Annotated in this window: 21 protein-coding genes and 1 tRNA gene; 7 read left to right on the top strand and 15 right to left on the bottom strand. The window is 37.8% G+C overall.

Translation table 11 applies throughout. The features are described 5' to 3' along the window. Positions 1–137: 137 nt before the first annotated feature. Genes HU137_RS02550 through HU137_RS02560 form a run of 3 tightly spaced genes read right to left on the bottom strand, consistent with a single transcriptional unit; the run spans position 138 to position 2,554 of the window. Entirely contained in the window at positions 138–737 is a 600-nt protein-coding gene (locus HU137_RS02550; RefSeq protein WP_182042237.1) for an HAD family hydrolase, read from the bottom strand. Next, entirely contained in the window at positions 734–1,492 is a 759-nt protein-coding gene (locus HU137_RS02555) for an enoyl-CoA hydratase/isomerase family protein (RefSeq protein WP_182042238.1), read from the bottom strand. The genes HU137_RS02550 and HU137_RS02555 overlap by 4 nt, the downstream gene beginning before the upstream one ends. Before the next feature lie 36 nt (positions 1,493–1,528). Beyond that, positions 1,529–2,554, bottom strand: coding sequence for a nucleoid-associated protein (locus tag HU137_RS02560; protein ID WP_182042239.1), 1,026 nt, complete (start codon positions 2,552–2,554; stop codon positions 1,529–1,531). A gap of 234 nt (positions 2,555–2,788) precedes the next feature. Here HU137_RS02560 and HU137_RS02565 point away from each other — a divergent pair, with 234 nt between their 5' ends. Further along, positions 2,789–6,028 (top strand): T9SS type A sorting domain-containing protein, encoded by a 3,240-nt coding sequence (locus tag HU137_RS02565; protein ID WP_182042240.1) that lies wholly within the window; start codon positions 2,789–2,791, stop codon positions 6,026–6,028. Between the two features lie 107 nt (positions 6,029–6,135). On the opposite strand, the gene HU137_RS02570 is transcribed toward HU137_RS02565, so the two are convergent. Then, positions 6,136–6,212: transfer RNA gene (locus HU137_RS02570), tRNA-Arg, on the bottom strand. 63 nt (positions 6,213–6,275) lie between these two features. Between HU137_RS02570 and HU137_RS02575 the strand changes: the two genes are divergently transcribed. After that, on the top strand, positions 6,276–7,337 hold the full coding sequence (locus HU137_RS02575) for an ABC transporter substrate-binding protein (protein WP_182042241.1): 1,062 nt from the start codon (positions 6,276–6,278) through the stop codon (positions 7,335–7,337). 217 nt (positions 7,338–7,554) lie between these two features. On the opposite strand, the gene pheS is transcribed toward HU137_RS02575, so the two are convergent. The 6 genes from pheS to HU137_RS02605 all read right to left on the bottom strand — a co-directional run bounded on the left by pheS (position 7,555) and on the right by HU137_RS02605 (position 12,873). Beyond that, complete coding sequence (gene pheS / locus HU137_RS02580; RefSeq protein WP_182042242.1) at positions 7,555–8,574, bottom strand: phenylalanine--tRNA ligase subunit alpha; 1,020 nt, start codon at positions 8,572–8,574, stop codon at positions 7,555–7,557. A gap of 104 nt (positions 8,575–8,678) precedes the next feature. Then, entirely contained in the window at positions 8,679–10,121 is a 1,443-nt protein-coding gene (gene pyk, locus HU137_RS02585) for a pyruvate kinase (RefSeq protein WP_182042243.1), read from the bottom strand. Between the two features lie 17 nt (positions 10,122–10,138). Next, positions 10,139–10,594, bottom strand: a complete 456-nt coding sequence (locus tag HU137_RS02590; RefSeq protein ID WP_182042244.1) for an IPExxxVDY family protein — start codon at positions 10,592–10,594, stop codon at positions 10,139–10,141. Beyond that, positions 10,595–11,356, bottom strand: coding sequence for a ribonuclease III (rnc, locus tag HU137_RS02595; protein ID WP_182042245.1), 762 nt, complete (start codon positions 11,354–11,356; stop codon positions 10,595–10,597). Between the two features lie 8 nt (positions 11,357–11,364). Continuing rightward, positions 11,365–12,612 (bottom strand): beta-ketoacyl-ACP synthase II, encoded by a 1,248-nt coding sequence (gene fabF, locus HU137_RS02600; protein ID WP_182042246.1) that lies wholly within the window; start codon positions 12,610–12,612, stop codon positions 11,365–11,367. Between the two features lie 24 nt (positions 12,613–12,636). Then, positions 12,637–12,873, bottom strand: a complete 237-nt coding sequence (locus HU137_RS02605; protein WP_182042247.1) for an acyl carrier protein — start codon at positions 12,871–12,873, stop codon at positions 12,637–12,639. Positions 12,874–13,171: 298 nt separating this feature from the next. On the opposite strand from HU137_RS02605, the gene pckA reads away from it, so the two are divergent. After that, positions 13,172–14,776, top strand: coding sequence for a phosphoenolpyruvate carboxykinase (ATP) (pckA, locus tag HU137_RS02610; protein WP_182042248.1), 1,605 nt, complete (start codon positions 13,172–13,174; stop codon positions 14,774–14,776). Between the two features lie 280 nt (positions 14,777–15,056). On the opposite strand, the gene gldC is transcribed toward pckA, so the two are convergent. Further along, entirely contained in the window at positions 15,057–15,389 is a 333-nt protein-coding gene (gene gldC, locus HU137_RS02615; RefSeq protein ID WP_182042249.1) for a gliding motility protein GldC, read from the bottom strand. Positions 15,390–15,401: 12 nt separating this feature from the next. Then, a complete protein-coding gene (gene gldB / locus HU137_RS02620) occupies positions 15,402–16,442 on the bottom strand; it encodes a gliding motility lipoprotein GldB (RefSeq protein WP_182042250.1) in 1,041 nt (346 codons plus the stop codon). Between the two features lie 86 nt (positions 16,443–16,528). Here gldB and nadE point away from each other — a divergent pair, with 86 nt between their 5' ends. The 4 genes from nadE (at position 16,529) to HU137_RS02640 (ending at position 19,315) form a co-directional block, all read left to right on the top strand. Continuing rightward, entirely contained in the window at positions 16,529–17,320 is a 792-nt protein-coding gene (gene nadE / locus HU137_RS02625) for an NAD(+) synthase (RefSeq protein ID WP_182042251.1), read from the top strand. Positions 17,321–17,503: 183 nt separating this feature from the next. After that, positions 17,504–18,031 carry a hypothetical protein gene (locus HU137_RS02630; RefSeq protein ID WP_182042252.1) on the top strand — a complete coding sequence of 176 codons (528 nt, stop codon included), beginning with the start codon at positions 17,504–17,506 and terminating at the stop codon, positions 18,029–18,031. A gap of 36 nt (positions 18,032–18,067) precedes the next feature. After that, positions 18,068–18,601: a hypothetical protein gene (locus tag HU137_RS02635; RefSeq protein ID WP_182042253.1), complete on the top strand. Its 534-nt coding sequence runs from the start codon at positions 18,068–18,070 to the stop codon at positions 18,599–18,601. A gap of 9 nt (positions 18,602–18,610) precedes the next feature. Further along, positions 18,611–19,315, top strand: a complete 705-nt coding sequence (locus HU137_RS02640) for a hypothetical protein (protein WP_182042254.1) — start codon at positions 18,611–18,613, stop codon at positions 19,313–19,315. Positions 19,316–19,394: 79 nt separating this feature from the next. Here HU137_RS02640 and HU137_RS02645 read toward each other — a convergent pair whose 3' ends face one another. From HU137_RS02645 to ccoG, 3 genes are read right to left on the bottom strand one after another with little or no spacing between them, the layout of a single operon-like run. Continuing rightward, positions 19,395–20,108, bottom strand: coding sequence for a sulfite exporter TauE/SafE family protein (locus tag HU137_RS02645; protein WP_182042255.1), 714 nt, complete (start codon positions 20,106–20,108; stop codon positions 19,395–19,397). Beyond that, on the bottom strand, positions 20,087–20,536 hold the full coding sequence (locus tag HU137_RS02650) for a FixH family protein (RefSeq protein ID WP_182042256.1): 450 nt from the start codon (positions 20,534–20,536) through the stop codon (positions 20,087–20,089). The genes HU137_RS02645 and HU137_RS02650 overlap by 22 nt, the downstream gene beginning before the upstream one ends. Before the next feature lies 1 nt (position 20,537). Further along, positions 20,538–21,998, bottom strand: coding sequence for a cytochrome c oxidase accessory protein CcoG (gene ccoG / locus HU137_RS02655; RefSeq protein WP_394367597.1), 1,461 nt, complete (start codon positions 21,996–21,998; stop codon positions 20,538–20,540). Positions 21,999–22,037 lie beyond the last annotated feature (39 nt).

Below are 22,037 nucleotides of genomic sequence, written 5' to 3' on the forward strand. Positions count from 1 at the left end.
ATTTCGTCAGTTCGAGTAATTTTTTGAAATAAAATGAAGAAAAATTGTATTGAGAACCTTTTATTTAAAATCCTATTTTCGATACAATATCGGTTTCACCAAGATTACTCAAATTGACGGATTTTACGCTCTTACCATTAAAGCATTCCAAATTCATCCAATTTCGCTTTCAAATCTTCCGGATTGATAAAATGAATCGTTTCGATTCCAAACTGCCGTGAAGCTTCTACATTCTTTAAATTATCATCGATGAATAGACAATTTTCCGGTTTCAAATTAAATTTCTCCATCATCCGTTCAAATATCTTTTCGTCGGGTTTAATCAATCTCTCTTTTCCCGAAACCAAAATCCCATCAAATACTTGAAAAAATTCGAAACGATCCAATGCAATCGGAAAAGTTTCGGCCGACCAATTGGTCAATCCATACATTTTGTACTTCTTTTTCAGTTCGAAAAGAATATCTACGGTTTCATGGATGGCGTCCTTCATCATCGTTTCCCATTGGCCATAATACATTCTGATTTCTTTTTCCCAGTCCGGATGTTGTGCAACCAAAAGCTCCGTTGCCTCAGCCAAACTTCGACCTCGATCTTGTTCTATGTTCCATTCGTCGGTACAAATATTTGCAAGAAACCATTCCATTTTTTCATCGTCCTGAAAATAGTCACGGTAAACATAACGCGGATTCCAATCGACCAACACGCCGCCGAAATCAAAAATGATGGTATCGATCATTTCGATTTGAATTTTAATAAAGTTTCTTTTGTAAAGTCCGAAAGCACCAATCGGCCGCTCATCTCAGCGCGTTGTTCCATCAATTTCGGTAGATGATCTGTTCCTTGCCAAAATATAGATTTCAAATCGCGCATGGCTTCAAGGCTGTAGACCGATAAATTTCGTGCAAAGCTCAACGTTTCTTCTTCACAAGTTTTAGCATCTGCATAAACATGGTTGTAAATACCTTTTTCTTTCAACCATTGCGGTGATTTCCATTCGGTCGGATTCATGGTCATCTCGGAGAATGCAGTGATTCCAATTTTTCTGGTAATCGCAGGTTCGATGACAAACGGGCCGATTCCGATGGACAATTCGCTCAATCGGGCAGCTGCATTTTCGTCCGCCAATGCATAATCACAAGCCGAAGCCAATCCAACTCCACCTCCCACGACTTTTCCGGTGATGCAACCCACGATGAATTTCGGACAACGACGCATCGCCAAAATCACGTTGGCAAAACCGAGAAAGAATTTTTTTCCTTTGGAGAATTCATCTATGGTCAACAATTCGTCAAATGAAGCGCCGGCACTGAAAACCTTATCTCCTTCACTTTTTAAAATGATGATTTTCACTTCATCGTTTTGACCCAAATCGTCGATCATACGGATCAATTCATGCAATTGTGTGCTTGGAAACGAATTGCTTTTGGGATGGTGAAATTCGATGGTTGCGATACCATGTAAAATATCAGATTTTATGTAGTAAGATTCCATATTTATCGTTAATGGGTTAAACTTAGAAATTAATTTTTAATTTTCAGAATCGTAGTACAATTTATAGAATTTTTTCCCTTCCTCATCTGTTCCCTGCTCTATTCTTTTGCGATCTCCGTGTACATAAATATGGAAATTTTTATCGAGTTTGATGATGCTTTTGAAGAATCTGGCTTGTTTTTTCACTGCATTTTTGGAAATTTCGAAGTGATCATTTACGTCAACTTCATAGACTTCTTCAAATCGTTTTTTATAATCATCAAAACTTTGTTTCAATTCGTCTTGGACCAAAACATTTTCGGCAAATTCATTGATCTCAAATGTATCGGCTTCTTTGAAGAATTTCATGGTATTGTTCAACAAATCAACCTGATCGACTTTACTCACTTCAAATTCCTCCGGCAGTTTGTCCATCACATAACTTTTGCAAAGGTTGAGAGTGTTTTCCGTATCGAAATATTCGTTTTTAAGTTGGGTTACTTGAAGAAATTCATCATTCCAAATCCCAAATTCTTCACCTTTTGAATTGTCCACAGAAGCCACTACATAGCCATCTTCCTTTTCAGCATTAAAAATCAAACAACCTTTGTCTAATTTTGAAAGAAGAATTCCTTGTTCTGACCAAATTTTATAGGCATTTTCGTCGGGTTGGGTTTTCAGAAAATTATGTTTCGTTTCAGATTTAAAAATCCCAACTACCCGAACGTTTTCACCTTCCAACAAAGCATCTGGAAAGAAAACGACAAATAGTTCACCTCCTTTCACTTTTGGATGATGACTGGCTTTAAACAGGTGTTCTGCAAAAATGACCGATTGGGTAAAAAGTTGGGTTGGATCTTCAAATATTTTCTGAATCCCTTCAAAAACCGGATTTTCTTCTTTTTTAAAGTGGAAATATTCTTCGGTTTTAAAAGGTTTCATGAAGAAATTGTACAGCGTATCTGTGAGTTCAGGTGGATAGAAAGTCAAAGTTTTGGACAGGTGGATTCCTTCTTCCGCAGCTCGGTTTCCAACGCGGTGGATCACGAGATCAAATGTTTCTTCTGGATTTACAAAATGCATAGAATTGTATTGAATTGAATGGGCGAAATTAGATTTCTTCTTTCAAATTAAAAAACTTTGGACCAAGGAATTTCATTTCAAAAAAAACCTATTTAACGGTTTAGGAAATAAAAAAAATGATTAGTTTCGCATCATCTAATTTCCTATTCCTAAATAGATTATTACCTAATTATTCCTAAGTCTTTTTGTCCGAGAAGACCCATTTTTATTGAATTAATTTTAAAAGACAGGAATATGAAGTGCCTTCGATTTATTGCTTCAACCCTTTTATTTGGATTTGGTTATCTAAATGTTTGTGCGCAGGATTTCACTGCTGAGGTAGAGAATGATTATCTCAAAAATTCTTTTGAAAAGTCTGTACAGGAGATTTCAAATGAAGAAATTCAGACCCAACTTACGCAAAATTTTCAATTCAATCAAGCTTACTTAAGAGCACCTAATAGCTATATTTATGACCCGGAACTAGCCGAAAACAATCAGTATGCAGGATTGAAAATTCCTGTTACCAAAGCATTTGCTGTTTGGGAAAGCACAGACTGGTTCCTTAATCAACCCCTCAACACCAATCGTACCCTCTCTGCTTATGCCTATTGGGAAGACGTTCCGGGTCTTATTCAAAAAGTCGAAATTGAAACCGCAACTGAAATTGAGAATTCGAAAATCATCGTCAAAGTGAATCCGAAAAAAGGGGAAGGAAATGCATTGATTTCTTTGCATTTAGGCTCAAATGGAAATTCGAAAGATCCGGTTGTTTGGAGTTGGCACGTTTGGGTAACAGACGATCCTTCAAATGGAGTGGTTTACAGTCAAGGAATCGAGACGGACAAAGCCGGAAATCTTTTTGAGGCTAAATATATGGACCGAAACCTTGGTGCTGTTCACAATGAAATCAATGGAGACAATTGGCACAAAACCGCCGGACTCATGTACCAATGGGGACGCAAAGATCCAATCCCACCTTTGGTTCATAAAGATTATACTTTTTATGAAATCAGCGGATTGATCGGCATCGTCCGTAACCGTGAAGAAGGCTCTAGAAGCACCAAACTTCCTGAATACATACGACCCTTTGAAAACATCACCCAAAACTTGCGTCTTTCTGTAAAAAACCCATTGGTTTATTTGTTAAACAATGATACCGGAACTTGGTTTTCGTCTGAACAGTATAAAGTAAACCATTCTGATCCTGCCAACATCATCACTTGGGATTTATGGGGTGATAATTACCGTGGCGGTAATTCCAATGCTGACAGTAGCGATTCCGATAAAAAAAATGACAGCCGCTCTTACGAAAACAAATCGCCTTACGACCCTTGTCCAAACGGATGGCGAATTCCATCTTATATGGGACGAACCACTACCAACAACAGACATGCGCCTTGGGGAAGAAAAAACAGCGGTGGAAATGATGATACAAATCCGTCAAGAAGTGATTTTCTCCCTACTTCTCGCAACATATCTGCATTGGATGTTAAAATCCACAGCGGTTTGGGGATGGATTTTACCGGTTCTACTGATACCGGTGGAAACTCTCGGGATATCGGCGTCATCCCTATGACCGGATATTATGTAGCCTATACTAACAATGGATACCCAAGAGTTGTTTACCAAGATGAAAATGCTATTGCAGCTTTTTGGACGGCGACTTATAGTCTGGGAGGCGCGAGATACATGCGTTTGGTTAGCGACCCTCAAAGACCTGACATTGGGGTGTTTGGATTGAATCAAATCATGGTCAACCAAACTTCTACCAGTATGGAAGCCATGCCTATCCGATGTATGGAAGACCCAAATTTGTCCATTATAGGAAATTTTGAAACCGAATATATTCCGGCAACTAAAACTTATTTTACGGATGGATTGCATAATCCGAACAGCTATATCATCAATGGAGAAACGGAAATTCTGATTCCGGTAAACAAAGCTTTTTCTTCTTATGAACAATTGTTTCCGGAAGAAGATACCCTTCCAAATGATCAATTGGTAGCCAATGTTTATTGGACAGACAATGCTGATTTGGTGCAAACCATCCAAATCGTCAATTCAAGTGGTGATCATAGAAATGACTTCATACGCGTTCAATTGGAGTCAGGACAAAAAGGAAATGCGGTCATTTCACTTCATAATGGCTCAATTTCCAATCCGGTTTATTGGAGTTGGCATTTATGGTCGGTTGCAGATGAAATTCAAGAAATCACTTATGTCAACCAAAACGAACTAAGTGCTACCCATCATTTTGTCCATGCAACCGGAAATGAAAATCCGGTGTTGACCACGACTTTTATGGACAGAAATTTGGGAGCCATCCATGATCTCCCATTCGAAATTATATCCAATCCAAATTCACAAGAACTGCAAAATCAAGTAAAACATTCAGGAGGACTTCATTACCAGTGGGGCAGAAAAGATCCGATTCCTTCTTTCCAATTGGTCGGGGGCGAATCTTATGAAGTATTTGTAGGCGAATCCATTCAATCCAATGGAACGCCAAATTTCTCTTCATTGAATCAATTGAATTATCTCGAACAATTTACTGAAGTTTACTCCAGCTATAGAATGGCTTCAGGATTGGTCAGTGGTGACACCAAATATACTGAAGCCGACAAAATCATCCAATATTCGGTCAACCATCCTTTTACCTTTTTACACAAAGGAACCACCAACCCAACAGACTGGATTTCAGGGGAATTGAATTTAAAAGCGGACAGATGGGGGCATGGAGAAGGAAAATCCATTTATGACCCTTGTCCTGCCGGATGGCGAGTCCCAGACACATTTAAAGTTTATGAAAACGGAAGAGGAAGTTCACCTTGGTACAATGGAAAAAAATTGGGTTCATTACAGGGAAATCCTCAATTCTTAAACAGTCATTATGGCGGTCAGTATTTCCAATATGACAATCAATCCATCGGTTGGTTTTTTGCAGATGAAGATTATTCGATCGGACATTTCCCAACGACAGGGATCATCGGTAAATTCTCCCCGAATTCTATAGGTGGAAATAACATTTCACAATCCATAACAGGCGTATGGACGGCTGCGCACACCCAACAATTAAAAGGTTTGGCACTTGCCATGTCCATAGGTAAAGTATCTGGCTCTGATCAAAAGGTCATTGCGACGGGCAATATTTCTCCGGCTTTCGGGCTTAACGTTCGCTGCGCTAAAGATGAAGTCCGGTATGATGGAACGGTAGGGCAAGACTACTTCAAATTTGACAAACTAAGTAATTCAAAAACGTTCACTGAGGAAGAAATCCAATTTTTCCCCAATCCGGTTAAAGACATTTTGAATATTTCATCAGAGGCAGATTTTCAAATCGAAATCTACGATGTACAAGGAAGAATGGTAAAAAAAGGAAAATTTATCAACCAAAAAATCGACCTAAGTTCATTGAACAAGGGAATTTACATCGGATTATTGACACAAGAAAACACCTCGGAAATCACCACAATTAAAATCATCAAAAAATAATTTCCCCTCATTATATGCTGAAACGTCGGAGCATGTCTTCGGCGTTTCTTTTTTATCATAGAAATTCAAAATAAAAAAACGCTCGATAAAATCAAGCGTTTTAAAAGTGGTGACCTCGACAGGATTCAAACCTGTAACCTTCTGAGCCGTAATCAGATGCGCTATTCAGTTGCGCCACGAGGCCTTAAAATTGGATTGCAAATATACACATTCTTTCTTTTTTCACCAAATTCCTTAAATTGCAATCATGAAATATTTGCATATTTTTTGGATTTCGACTTTATTTCTCGTTGGATGCAACCAACCCAAAAAGGTTATCAATGAAACAGTTGGAACTGAATTAAAATTTTCGACTCAAATATCAATTGAGGAAAAAAATGGGGAAATTCAAATAAAATCGGGTGGAAAAACCACGATTTTTGACACAGAAGACTTACCAATTGCTACTGCAATGGTAGTTCCGGCGGCTGTCAATTCCTATATGGACGTACTCGGATTGGCTGAAAAAATCAAAGGTGTCAGTGAACCGGACTATATTTATAATGAAAAAATACAATCATTGATCCAACAAAAAAAAATTGAAATCATTGGGAATTTTAATGAGTTGGATATTGAAAAGATATTGATGAACAAACCCGATATTTTCATTTCTACTTCCAATCCAAATCTCGCAAAATTCCATGCTCAATTAGAATCCGAAGGAATTAAAATCATTTACATCGACGAATATTTAGAAGAAAGTCCAATCGGAAAAGCCGAATACCTGAAAGTTTTCGGGAAGTTATTTGGTAAAGAAAAAGAAGCCAATCAATTGTTTCAAGAAGTTGAACGTAATTATATGGAAATCCAAAATACGATTGGAAAACAGAAAAAAAATGCTCCAAAAATATTGTCCAATCAAATGTATGGTGATATTTGGTATTTGGCAGGTGGAAAAAGTTATCAAGCCAATCTTATAAAAGATGCCGGTGGGAAATATATTTGGGAATCTGACGAAAGCTCAAGAACGCTCAACCTTTCGTTTGAAACAGTTTTTGAAAAAGCGCATGATGCTGATATATGGGTCAATGCTGGCGATTTCGACTCAAAAGCTGAGCTATTGGCCAGCTACCCAAATTACGCATGGTTTTCGGCCTTCAAATCAGGAGAAATTTACAATTGGAGCAATAGAAAATCTCAGACTGGCGCCAACGATTATTTCGAAATGGGGACTGTACGTCCGGACTGGATTTTAAAAGATTTGGCTGCGATTTTCCATCCGGAATTGTTTCCCGGCCATGAGCTTTATTTCTATAGGAAGTTGGAATGATTAAGTTAATTCATCTTTTTCATCCACACCAAATATTTAGAACGTTATCGAAATTTTAGGTGTAATTATTAGAATTGAGAATAAAAAATTTCTTGAGATGAACTATCACCAAAACAGAACCATAGAAATATACTTCGCACCTACAGATTTCGCTCGATCCCCTTTGACTTAAGGGTCAATAGCAAAACCCGACGCAAAGCATCAAGGAATTTATAGATTAAAACAACTCCGATTTAAACTGTTCCAAAAATCGGATGTCATTTTCCGTATACATGCGGATGTCACCGATTTGGTACAACAACAAAGCGATTCTTTCAATTCCCATTCCGAAGGCAAATCCGGTGTATTCTTCCGGATCGATATTGACGTTTTTCAATACATTTGGATCGACCATTCCGCAACCCATGATTTCCAGCCAACCGGTTCCTTTGGTCATGCGGTAATCGGTTTCGGTTTCCAATCCCCAATACACATCCACTTCCGCACTCGGTTCCGTAAATGGAAAATAAGATGGTCGCAAACGGATTTTGGATTTCCCAAAAAGTGCTTCCGTAAAATAACTCAAAGTTTGGCGCAAATCGGCAAAGGAAACGTCTTTGTCGATGTACAAACCTTCGATTTGGTGAAACATCATGTGTGAACGAGCGGAAATTGCTTCGTTACGGTACACACGTCCCGGTGATAAAATTCGGATGGGTGGTTCGTTGTTTTCCATGTACCGAATCTGAACCGAAGAAGTATGCGTGCGCAAAACTACGTCCGGTGATTGTTCGATGAAAAACGTATCCTGCATATCTCTCGCCGGATGGTATTCCGGAAGATTTAAGGCGGTAAAATTATGCCAATCATCTTCGATTTCAGGACCGTCAGAAAGCGTAAAACCGATACGGGAAAAGATCTCTACGATTCTATTTTTCACACTATTGATCGGATGCCGAGATCCCAATTCAAATGGCTCGCCTGGACGGGTCAAATCCGTTTCTGATTGGGTTGTATTGGTATTTTCAAAAGCCGCTTTATAAGAAGTAACTTTATCATTTACAATCGTTTTCAACTCATTTAAGATTTGACCAAAATCCTTTTTTTCTTCATTTGGCACCGATTTAAATGCCACAAACAAATCATTTAAAATTCCTTTTTTTCCTAAATATTGGATACGAAAAGCTTCCAATTCGGCAGGGGTTTTGGGTGAAAAGACTTTGGCTTCTTCTATGTGTTTTTTGATTTGATCAATCATTTGAATCGGTAATTTAGAACTGCAAATTTAATTTTTCCTATTGAAACAAAAAACTTTGGCACAATCTAGAATTGAACCAAAGTTAATTTGATTTATTATAATTTTTAAACCGTTGTCAATCGAACGGTATTGGTCATTCCTTTTTCAAAAACCGGCATGGCATTTAGATTGATGACATAATCACCTAACTCTACATAGCCAAATTCCATAGCCAATCGATTGACGTCAATGACGGTTTCATCTGTACTTTTATTGACCGGATTATAGTACATGGCTTTCACGCCCCAAAGGAGATTTAACCTCCTCACGATGTGTTTATTAGGCGTGTAAACCAAAATATAAGCAATCGGACGGTAAGAAGAAATTTGAAATGCGGTATAACCCGAATAAGTCAAAGTTGAAATCGCCTTTGCACCGGTTAATTTGACCATTTCAGATGCGTTATAGCAAATGATTTTGGTAACAAATCGATCGTTTTTATTGTTGGGTTTTAAGGTTGGAACATTGATCAATTCCGAATCTTCTACACGTTGGAGGATTTTGGTCATGGTTTCAATTACCTGCACCGGATATTTTCCTACGGAGGTTTCTCCGCTCAACATCACGGCATCTGCACCATCAAAAACAGCATTGGCCACATCGTTTACTTCAGCACGAGTTGGTGTCAAACTGGTGATCATGCTTTCCATCATCTGTGTTGCAACGATGACCGGAATTCTACGCAACTTGGCTTTTGCGATGAGCATTTTTTGGTTTTGAGGCACAACTTCCATCGGCATCTCCACTCCTAAATCTCCGCGAGCTACCATCAAACCATCTACAACTTGAATGATTTCGTCAATATTTTCAAGGGCTTCCGGTTTTTCAATTTTTGCGATGATCGGAATTTTATAATCAGCCTCGGAGTCGATTAATTCTTTTAAATCCATCACGTCCTGAGCCGTTCTCACAAAAGAAAGTGCAATCCAATCCACACCTTTACTGATGGCGAATTTCGCATCTTCAATATCTTTTTCAGTCAATGCGGGAAGCGAAACTTTGGTGTTGGGCAAATTCACGCCTTTTTTTGAAGAAAGCGGACCTCCTTGGATCACTTCTGCTTTTACTTCGTCTTTTTTATTGGTTTCTATCACGCGAAGCACCAATTTCCCATCATCAATTAAAATATTTTCACCAACTTTTACATCGGTTGGAAATTTTTGATAGGTCATGTAAGCCCTTTCTTTATTTCCGATCATTTTTTCATTGGTAAACGTAAAAATATCACCCGCAGAAAGGATCACTCCTTCTTCCATCACACCGATTCTAAGTTTTGGTCCTTGTAAATCGGCCAAAATCGCCGTGTTATATCCGTATTTTTCATTTAACTTAAGGATGAGTTGGATGTTGCGCTCAACGATCTCATAATCGGCATGCGAAAAATTAATCCGAAAAACATCTACTCCTTTGTCCATCATTTCGCGAAGTCTTTCTTCACCATCTGTAGCAGGCCCAAGGGTGGCTACTATTTTCGTCTTCTTTAGATATTTTGGATTGTAATATTGCATTTTAAGTATTTTTTAGGTTAAAAAATTAATCTATTAATGGTTTTTATACCGTCGGTTTCCAATTCGCTGATCAATTGTATGAAATTATTTTCATCAAAAGGCAATTCTTCAGAAGAATCACCGCTAACTTTCAGTAAAAAATTATATTGTTTATAGGCTTGGATCAGAACAGGCGTCACATCAAATAACGTGGACAAATTTCCGAAATTATCGGTAGAATTCAAGGAATAAGATGCATTTTTAATGATATGATAATATGTTCCGGTTTCCAAATTTTCCCATTCAAACACAGGGAAATAGGTGATTTGGTTTTCAATCACCACATCCAAATCTGCACATCTGATAAATTGGGTTTCAAAACTTCTATTGATGTGATAGACCATTTGCGCTGGGTCGGCATAAGCGGACACCAGTCCGTAGAGCTGAAAATCGATGAATTCAGCTTCGTCCAATAATAGAGTTTTAATGGCCATTTAAACCGCGTTTTCCATTTTATTTTGCAGAAAATAGTAGGCTCTTTTTGAAGCATTTTCTTCTGCTCGTTTTTTTGAAGTCCCCCTCCCTTTTGAAATTACTTTTTCATTTAGCCTAACCACCGAAACAAAAACGATTAAATCCTCGGCGTTGTCTTCTTCAAATGTATTGAAACTCAATTTGTTTTTTGTTTTTTGCCCCCATTCGAGAATCAGACTTTTGTAGCTGGAAATGGTTTTTTCCAGTTTTTCCATATCGAAATGTTTGTCGATGATTTTGGTAAAAATGAATTTGGCAGTGGTATCAAAACCCTTGTCCAAATAAACAGCACCGATCAGGGCTTCTACCAAATCACCATTTATATCTTCACCTAAATTAGGATTCCCTGCCGGATGAAGTCTTTTGACAAGTTGCATCTGTTTTCCTACGCCGTTTAATTGGCTTCGCGAAACAATTTTGGATCGCATTTTTGTCAAATAACCTTCTTGTTTATCGGGTGCTTTTTCAAAAATAAAGACTGATATAATCAATCCAAGTACTGCGTCACCTAGAAATTCGAGTCGTTCAAAGTTGACATCGTTTCCATTTTCGTCTTTCACTTGGGCGGATCGATGAACAAATGCTTTTTTGTAAATTGCCAAATTGAGGGGTTTGAAACCGAGAATTTTGGTCAGAAATCTTTCAAGTTCAGGATCTTCTGCTGTATACTTGCGATCGTTCTTTTTCGAAAAATTTCTTTTGAATTTATCCCAAAACAGCATAATCTGATTTAGATTTTTCTAAACACAACGCAAGCATTATGACCTCCAAAACCAAACGTATTACTCATCGCCACATTTACCTCCCTTGTAACAGCTTGATTAAATGTAAAATCCAATTTCGGGTCTAAATTTTCATCATCTGTAAAATGATTGATGGTAGGTGGGACTATATCATGCATAATAGCGCCAACTACTGACAATGCTTCTATTGCTCCGGCAGCACCAAGTAGGTGACCGGTCATCGATTTAGTAGAATTGATCTGAATATTATAGGCCTTTTCTCCAAATAATTTTTGAATGGCTTTTGATTCGGCAATATCACCCAGTGGAGTTGATGTTCCATGCATGTTGATATGATCCACTTCTTCCAAACCGATTTGGGCATCTTCAAGTGCATTTTTCATCACATTATAAGCACCCAATCCTTCCGGATGTGGAGCAGTTAAATGGTGAGCGTCGGCAGACATTCCACCACCTATAAATTCTGCATAAATCTTGGCTCCTCTTGCCTTTGCATGTTCGTACTCTTCCAAAATCACAACGCCACTTCCTTCTCCCATAACAAAACCATCACGGTCTTTATCAAAAGGACGAGAAGCTGTTTTTGGGTCGTCATTTCTAACAGATAGAGCATGCATCGCATTAAACCCGCCTATACTCGCTGCTGTAACAGCCGCTTCAGAACCGCCACTGACGATGACATCTGCTTTTCCAAGTCGGATGAGCATCAAAGCGTCAATAAAAGCATTGGTAGAAGAAGCACAAGCCGATACTGTCGTATAATTAGGTCCCATAAATCCATATTCCATAGAAATATGACCTGGCGTAATATCTGCAATCATTTTAGGAATAAAAAAAGGATTGAATCGAGGCGTACCGTTTCCGGTTGCATAATTGGAAACCTCTTCTTCAAAAGTTTTGATCCCACCTATTCCGGATCCCCAAATCACACCAACGCGTTGTTTGTTGACATTGGATTCAAGGATTCCACTATGGGCAACCGCTTCACGGGCTGCCACTATCCCCAATTGACCACACCGGTCCATCTTTCTCGCTTCTTTGCGATCAAAATGATCCTCTGCATTGAAGTTTTTCACCTCACAAGCAAATTGGGTTTTAAACATTTGGGCATCGAACAGGGTAATGGGTGCTGCTCCACTTACGCCATTGGTCAATGCATTCCAGTACTCCTGAAAGTTATTTCCAATGGGTGTGAGCGCACCTATACCTGTTACTACAACTCTTTTTAATTCCATACAATTGGAAAAAGGATGAAGGAATTATTTATTTAAATCTTCAATATATTGAACGGCTTGTCCAACTGTTGAAATTTTCTCTGCTTGGTCGTCTGGGATTTGAATGTCAAATTCTTTTTCAAATTCCATGATTAATTCTACTGTATCCAAAGAATCAGCTCCTAAATCATTAGTAAAGCTTGCTTCTAAAGTTACTTCACTCTCATCAACGCCTAATTTATCAACGATGATCGCTTTTACTCTTGATGTAATGTCAGACATAATTATTGTTTTAATTGTTTTTTGATTTGGCAAAAATAAAAAACTTTACATAAAGTTTTGAAAAATTATAATGCAAACATAATGAACTGTTCTATCATATCAAACTAATCATTTGGTATTTATTGATTTAAAACCCCAACTTACATAAAAATAACTTCTTAACAAATCGAATATTCTTCACAATAAATCAAAAGAGGTTATAATTATCTGATGAATATCATTATTTTTACCAATTCTAGAAACCACTAATTTTCTAATTTTGGTGTCGAAACGCAAACTTAAAAACAAACAAATAGCTATGAAAAACAGCAATGTAATCCGGGAACTTCATGAACTTGGCATTAAAGGAGATCATGAAGTCGTTTATAACCCGACTTTCGAAGAGCTTTTCAAAGCCGAAATGTCCGAAAAAAACACTGGATTCGAAAAAGGAATTGTTTCTGAATTGGGAGCCGTGAATGTAAAAACAGGCGTTTTTACAGGTAGATCTCCCAAAGATAGGTACATCGTCCAAGATGAGATCACAAAAGATACCATTAACTGGGATGGAAAAGTAAACTTACCCACTACGCCGGAAATTTTTTCACATTGTAAAAATTTGGTAGTAGATCAATTGGCCAAATCCGACAAATTATACGTTGTAGATGCTTTTTGTGGAACCAACCCTGATACCCGATTGAAAGTTAGGTTCATCATGGAGGTAGCATGGCAAGCTCATTTTGTAACCAACATGTTCATCCGCCCATCCAATTATGAATTGGAAAATTTCGGAACACCGGATTTTATCATCATGAATGGCTCTAAAACTACCAATCCAGATTGGGAAAGTCAAGGACTACATTCTGAAAATTTTGTCATGTTCAATTTGACAGAAAAAATCCAGATCATCGGTGGAACTTGGTATGGTGGTGAAATGAAAAAAGGAATGTTTGCCATCATGAATTATTATCTTCCACTCAGAGGAATTGCTTCTATGCATTGTTCCGCAAACGTGGGAGAAGAAGGTGACGTTGCCTTGTTTTTCGGTCTTTCAGGAACCGGTAAGACTACGCTTTCTGCTGACCCTAAACGCTATTTGATCGGAGATGATGAGCATGGTTGGGATGATGAAGGTGTATTTAATTTCGAAGGCGGATGTTATGCAAAAGTGATCGATTTAAGCGAAGAAAAAGAGCCAGACATCTATCGCGCTATCAAAAGAGATGCTTTGCTAGAGAATGTTATGGTAAAAGACAATGGCGAAATTGATTTTACAGACGGTTCTATTACTGAAAACACCCGTGTTTCTTATCCGATTTATCATATCAACAAAATTGTCCTTCCTTCCAAGGCCGGACATGCTAAAAAAATTATCTACCTTTCTGCTGATGCGTTTGGCGTTTTGCCTCCGGTTTCGATCTTAAGCGATGATCAGGCTCAGTATCATTTTTTATGTGGATACACGTCTAAATTGGCTGGAACAGAACGAGGAATCACAGCACCTCAACCATCCTTTTCACCGGCATTTGGTGAAGCATTTTTGACGCTTCATCCGACGATGTATTCTAAAACGCTCATCAGCAAAATGAAAGAACATAACGCCAAAGCTTATTTGGTCAACACAGGTTGGAATGGTACCGGAAAAAGGATTTCGTTAAAAGATACCCGAGCTATCATTGATGCTATCATCGATGGTTCAATTGACGCTGCTCCAAAAACGAAAATTCCGGTATTAAATTTGGAAATCCCTACCAAACTTCCAAACGTATCAGAAGGCATTTTAGACCCAAGAGATACTTATGGTCATGCAGCGGAATGGGAAACTAAAGCCAAAGATTTAGGTGCAAAATACATTGAAAACTTTAAACAATATTGTGATAATCCTGAAGGAGAAAGACTAGTTCCTGCAGGGCCTCAATTGTAAAATAAAATAGATTTAGAGCCCGAAACAAGTTCGGGATGACAATTTCAGCGGAAACCTCGAGGCAAGCCTCGAGGAATTCTTTAGATTAAAAATCGTTTCAGTTGCAAAAGCTGAAACGATTTTTTTTATTTAACCTAAGTTCAATATAAAAACATTAAGATTTAAGGTAGACATGAATTGGTCAAAATTCATATTTATCTATAATTCAATTTATTAAGATTTTTATGATGTCTTATTAAACTTTTTGTCACAATTCAAAAATGACTTAAATCGAACGATGTTATTTATGACTTTTGATTCCGGCTTGGTGCGCAAAATTCTCTGCAAATTCGATGATCGCACCAGCTACTTCATCCTCACTGGTCGCCCGTTGGTAAGAGTTGGCCATGGAAATGAAAATCTGGTGGTAAAACCGTTTCATGTCATCCATCGGCATTTCTTTGGTCCATAGATCGATGCGCAATGCTTCTTTCTCCTTATCATCCCAAACCGAAATCATTGCGGCTTTTGTTTCTTGATGGTCTATTCCACCATCTGTTGCATGCCATGTCATTTTTTCCGGCACATGGTTTTCATCCAACTCTACATCTACTATGATTTGTGTTTTTTTCATTTTCAATTTTTATTAATTCTCGTATTTTTCCAATTCATCATTTGAAGTGCTTTCTTTTGGAGCATAATTCCCTTCTCCTTTTTTGGGTTTGTATTTGGAAGCTTTAAAGATCTCTTGTGTGTCTTTTTGAAGGAATTCTTTCAAAGTAATTTCAGGGTTTTCATCCAAATATTTTCGGCAAATCTGCCAGCCGACCCAAGCACCGATTCTTCCGGGAGATTCGGTTTCAATTTCATTTAAAAATTTGGAGAATGGACCCGGTTGCAAAAATCGCTCTCTGTAGGATTTATCGTTGGAAAAAATCAGGCTTTGTTCGACGAAATAATTCCAAATATCACCTTCATTCCCTATCGCCCATTCCAATTGTTCTTTTGTATAACCAATTTTCAATTCGTCAGCAGATTTGGGTAAAAGCGCATCAGCCAAAATCAATTTTTTCCCTTCATCCACCATCATATCTACAAAAGTTTGTTTCCTCGGATCAAATGGAATGATTTCACGACCAATCGCTTTTACAACTGATGGTGCTATGTCTTCCGGATTCATATTTTTCGCTACATATGGATAAACCCTTTCTTTCTGGTACCAACTACTGTTGCTCCCCAAAAACCCATCCAATGCGATGAACAACATTCCCTCTTTCCTTCCATAAATCACCGGCTCGTAAATACTTTGCAATCCTGAAGAATAGGTATAAATCTGTGGCAGCATTTCTTCAGGGAAATAATGTTTGTAATAGGCAAATAAACTTTCTAATTCGTCTTGATAATTTGACTTTGCAAATGTTTTTTGAACCGAATCAAATACTGCCAATTCCGTAGTATCTTTTCGCTGTTCTTCCCAAACTGCATTTTCTACAGAATTGTCAAAAAAGAAAGGATATTTGGACTGCAGGACATTTAAATTAACCTTTTGATCAAAAAAATCTTTGCTGATGTCTGTAAATTTCAATTCGACTTTTTCTTTTGGTAATTCCACATCCCATCGGTTTTCATTTCCACAGGAAACAACTAGAAAAACCATCAAAATCAATAACCAATTTATTGTTTTCATTTCGTTGAATTTTAATATTTCGCAAAGGTTAAGAAGTTGAACTAATTCTTATCTTTGAGAAATCAAGCCACAAATTTAAACATATAATGCAGACGGAAAAAATTGTAAATCACATTGTCAATTGGTTGACTGATTATTTAAAAAATTCAAAACAAAAAGGATTTGTCATCGGAATTTCAGGCGGAATCGATTCTGCCGTAACTTCTACACTCTGCGCCAGGACAGGCTTCCCGGTTTTATGTTTGGACATGCCGATTCATCAGGCAGAAAATCAAGTTTCCCGGGCTTGGAACCATATCGAATGGCTGAAAAAGAATTTTGAACGAATAGAAGGGAAAACCGTTCATCTTACCCCAGTTTATGATGAATTTGTAAAGGAAGTGGAAAAATCTGAAAACGAATACAGCTACAACCTTTCACTTGCCAATTCGCGAGCGCGTCTGCGGATGACTTCGCTTTATTATTATGCCGGACTCCATGGTTATATCGTCGCCGGAACAGGTAATAAAGTGGAAGATTTCGGTGTAGGATTTTTTACCAAATATGGTGATGGCGGCGTGGACATCAGCCCCATTGCAGATTTGATGAAATCGGAAGTTTATAAAATCGCCGAATTTCTCGGCATCAATCAAGAAATTCAAAAAGCAGCTCCAACCGATGGTTTATTTGGAGACAACCGGACGGACGAAGACCAAATCGGTGCAAATTATGACGAACTTGAATGGGCGATGAAAGCGGTGGAAAAAGGGCAGATTTCAAAAGATTTTTCCGGTCGTGAGCGTGAAGTGATGGAAATTTATGAAAAACGCCATCGCGCCAATTTACATAAAATGGTTCCGATTCCAGTTTGTGAGATTCCGAAGGAATGGAAAATTTAGGTTTTAGAAATAAGAATCAAAACATTAAATTTTAGCCTTTAAATAAAAGACTTTAGTTATTCAAAACCCGAAAATGCAGGTTTAACTCTGCTTTCGGGTTTTTAAATTTACCTAGGATAGGGTATTTTATGAATAACTGAGAATAAATAAATTGGCCAAAAAATAACTTCAACATCCCCCGAAATGAATCAAAAAATTTTTACGATTAAAAAGAAGTCTTTTTTTGGTATATTGATTTTCAGTTTTCTATTGGCTTCCTGTGGAACAAAGTTAACGCAGGTAAAATTTGGGAAAATTGCTACTCCCGATGTCACGATCAAGGCGGAAGACGGCTCTTTTGAACTAAAAAGCGAAGAGACTTGGGATCCACCATTTTATGCGTTGGATCAATATGATGTTTTACAAATGCATTATCTTGAAATCAACAAGGATATTGCCAGCCAATATGACTATGCGATTGAAAAATTAAGTGCAAAAAAAGTTCGCATCAAAACACCTTATTCTGAAAAAGAATTGTATGGTGTCATTTTATTTAACAAAGTAATGGAAAAATGCAAGTTACCCGTTACGAGAAGTTACCAAATTACGATACCTGAAGAATATGTGCACCAAGCCATGAATGGACAAGTTTCTGTTCTTTATGAATATTATGAGTGTGCCAATTTCCCACTGAAAACTTGGGTGCTCTGGATGAGCGATGTCCCATTCTAACTAAAAAATAAATACTTAATTTAAAAACAACTCAAAATGAAAAATTTCAACTACAGTAAAGCAGAATTTAGAATTAAAGCTTTCACAAAATTGATCATCGGAGGATTCATACTAACTGTATTCTTTTCTTGTGGGACAAATTTTACACCGATTAATTATGGAAATATCACTACACCGGGCGTAGAAATTACAGCAGATGATGGATCATTTTATTTGACCAGCGAAAACAGTTGGAGTCCACCTTTTCAAAGCACGGTTTCTGGCGTAGATGACATGGAAGACATCAACAATAGAATTACAAGTCAATATGATTTTGCCATGCGGTTCAACGCAAAAAAGGTAAAGGTAAAAACCCCGTATTTAAACAAAGAATTATTTGGTGTTTTAATGCTAAATCCAGCAATTGACGGATGCGAAAACACGGCAACTAGAAGCTATCAAATTGCCATCCCTGAAGAGTATGTTCACCAAGCATTGAATGGTCAAGTTTCTGTTTTATATGAATACTATGATTGTGGAAAATTAAATGCAAAAACTTGGATTTTGTGGTTGAGTGATGTTCCTTTTTAATTTAATCGAATGAAAAGTTTAGGCCTTTTTGTATTCGTTTTTTTCACGGCTCAATTTTCTTGGGCGCAAAACCTGTTATACCTTGAAAAAACAGGGATAAAATTTGAAGACAAAGAACAATTACGAGATTTATACCAGCAATACAATCAATCCATATTGGTCGTTGAAGACTATATCTATCTGATTCCTTGTGAATGTGTTGCTTGCCGAAAGTTAAGTGGTGACAATGAAGGTCGAAACCTTGGAGGAGATGGTGATAACCGAAATTTCTCTGGTGATAGTAGCGACCGAAACAGTGGAGGCGACATAGACGGGAGAAACCAAGGTGGTGAATCAGATGAAAGGGGTTTTTCTGGCGAAGGTGAAGGCAGAAATTTTGCTGGAGAATCTGGCAACCGAAACCAAGGTGGAGAATCTGGAGAGCGAAATCAAGGCGGCGATTCTAACAAAAGAAATTCCGGTGGTGATGTCGATGGAAGAAATGCTGATGGCGAAATTGAAGGAAGACGCGCAGGTGGTGAAAATGACCAAAGAAATTCTGGAGCTAAAGCGGATTTCAGAATGAACGGCGGCGAATTAAGTGCGTTTGAATGCTACAAAAAATCAAGAAGCAAATTTATTTTAAGTGGGATTCATAAAAATGCTGAAGTGTATTTTTATGATGGAACAAATTTGATAGAAGTTGATCTAAAAGAAGACTTTGTAAAGTTTTAATTTGATCCTTCAAGAATTTTTAGTGATAGCGCGAATGGTAAATTTGCGCTATCATTTTTAGTTAGAGAACTGAATCGTCCTAATGGCTATGGTTCTCTCCATTGATTTCCAAACTTTCCAATGCCGGAGAAACATACGGAATATCAAGATTTAAACCTCTGAGGATAAAAAGAATCCCAAGCAACACCATCAAATAAGGTAGAAATTTTAGGATTTTTTGTCGGATTTGGAGACTGACTACATTTCCTGCAAGTACAGAAGCAAACATCAAAGGAATCGTCCCTAACCCAAAAAAAGTCATAAACAAAGCGCCTTCCCAGATTCCTCCCATCGCCATAGAACCGGTAAGCGCAGCATAAACCGCACCACAAGGTAACAATCCATTTAAAAGTCCGGTGATGTAAAGTGACGAATAATTTTTTCTTCTCAGAAATTTCCCCAAACCTGATTTGATTTGGTACATGATGCGGGCAAAGGGTTTCATCCCGAGATTTTCCGCTCCTAAATTTTTGGGTAATAGCGCAATTAAAATCATCAAAATTCCAACTCCTATGCTCAATGGATTTTGCAGTCCGGCAAAGGAAACGCTATATCCAATGATTCCTAAAATGGAACCCAGAATTGTATATGTAGTTACACGCCCGAATTGGTACGTAAAATTTCGCAATGTAAAATCCAATTTATTTTCGGGATTTAATCCTATGGAAAATGCAATCGGCCCGCACATCCCTACACAATGTAAACTGGAAGCGAGTCCTAAAAGAAGTGCAATTATGAGGAAGGAGCTTTCCAATTCACCGTTTGTTTGAGCAAATAATTCTGACCGTTTTGTTTCCAGCGGATGGAAACTTCGTATTCGCCATTTTTTAAATCGAGCGCATGCACCAATTGTTCCTTTCTGGTATTCAATTTTAACGATTGTTTGACATCCTCATCGCTGTTATTGGAACGCAAAAACCAAATTTCACCTGATTCGGGTTGGTCGTAGAAACGAATGAGAAATCCGTTGGCTTGTTCTATGATTTCCGGTTTTTTATCAAGGGTTTTGACGCGTTGGGCGGCATCAATTTCGTCTTGGTAATGAACAGTTTTCTCGTAATAATTTTCTTCGACCATTTCGCCCATATTTCCAGCAAAAAATATAAGAGACAGTATGAATATCATAAAACTCCCCAATGCGATCATCAGGCCGTGCGCCCAAGTAAATTTAAATTTCGCCATATCAATAAGGTGCTGAGAAACTCGTTAAATATTCATCCAATTCTTTTCCATTTTCGTCTAAAGCCACCATCGTAACAGGTTCTTTATAGGAGCTTACATCCGCCATCGGGATACGTACTTCCACTACTCCTTGCTGGACATTTCCTTTGGTTAAAACAATGGTGGAAGGTCCGTCTAAAACACGGATTTTACCGTCATCATGTGATTTTAATCCAAACTTCACCCTTAAGTCACCATTAGTTTTATTGTACATTGTATATTCGTAAACATTGGAAATGCTTTCTCCTTCTATTTTGTAATTTTTCCCCGGAACATGTAAAAATTTCACTTCGACATCATTTCGACTAAATAAAAATGAATTGATTGCTACGACCATCGCTATCAACACCAAGGTATAGGCAATCATGCGTCCGGTAAATTTAAATTTCTGTCCGGTTTCGATGTTTTCTTCAGAAGCATAGCGGATCAAACCTTTCGGCAAATTCACTTTTTCCATCACTTCATCACAAGCATCGATACAGGCAGTACAATTGACACATTCCAATTGCGTTCCGTTCCGGATGTCAATTCCGGTAGGACAAACTACCACACATTGTTTACAATCGATACAGTCTCCTTTTCCTGCCGCCTTTCTATCTTCTCCTTTTCTGAATTTCGAACGACCGGCTGTGGATTCTCCTCGTTTAAAATCATAGGCTACTATGATGGTTTTCTTATCAATCAATACGCCTTGTAGTCGACCATAAGGGCAAACCAATGTACAAACTTGTTCTCTGAACCAGGCAAAAATAAAATAGAACAATCCGGTAAAAACTATTAACCCGATGAACGTACTCCAGTTTTTATTGGGTCCTTCTTTTACCAATTCCAATAATTCATCAGACCCGATGACATAGGCGAGAAATACATTGGCAATCAAAAAAGAAATCAAAGAAAAAATGGTCCATTTTAATAATCTTTTTCTGATTTTTTCTTCGTCCCATTCTTGTTTGGCGAGTTTCATTTGCTTAGGACGATCTCCTTCTATCCAATATTCAATTCGGCGAAAGACGTGTTCCATGAAAATGGTTTGTGGACAAATCCATCCGCAGAAAATTCGACCATAAACCACGGTAAATAAAACGATAAATACAATCGTTGCAATCATCCCAATCGCCAAAAGGAAGAAATCCGAAGTGAAAAATGGAAAACCAAAAATGATGAATTGTCCTTTCGGAATATTGAACATAAATAACGGGTTACCATTTGGAAGCTTCACAAAAGGAGCAATTACCAAAATGGCCAACAAAAAGTAGCTTACCCAAGTTCTATACTTTGTAAATTTTCCGGAAGGTTTTTTAGGAAACACCCATTGGCGTTTTCCTTTACTATCCATTGTACCAATGCTGGATCTAAAAGCTTCTTCCTCTTCAGAAAGTTTTGCTAAATCCTGATCTTTGATTTGAGAATCGTCCATATTCATTTTTCGATCCCATTTCTAAAGTCAAAAAAATGGGAATAT

The sequence above is a fragment of the Moheibacter lacus genome (assembly GCF_014042165.1).
GTDB lineage: Bacteria > Bacteroidota > Bacteroidia > Flavobacteriales > Weeksellaceae > Moheibacter > Moheibacter lacus.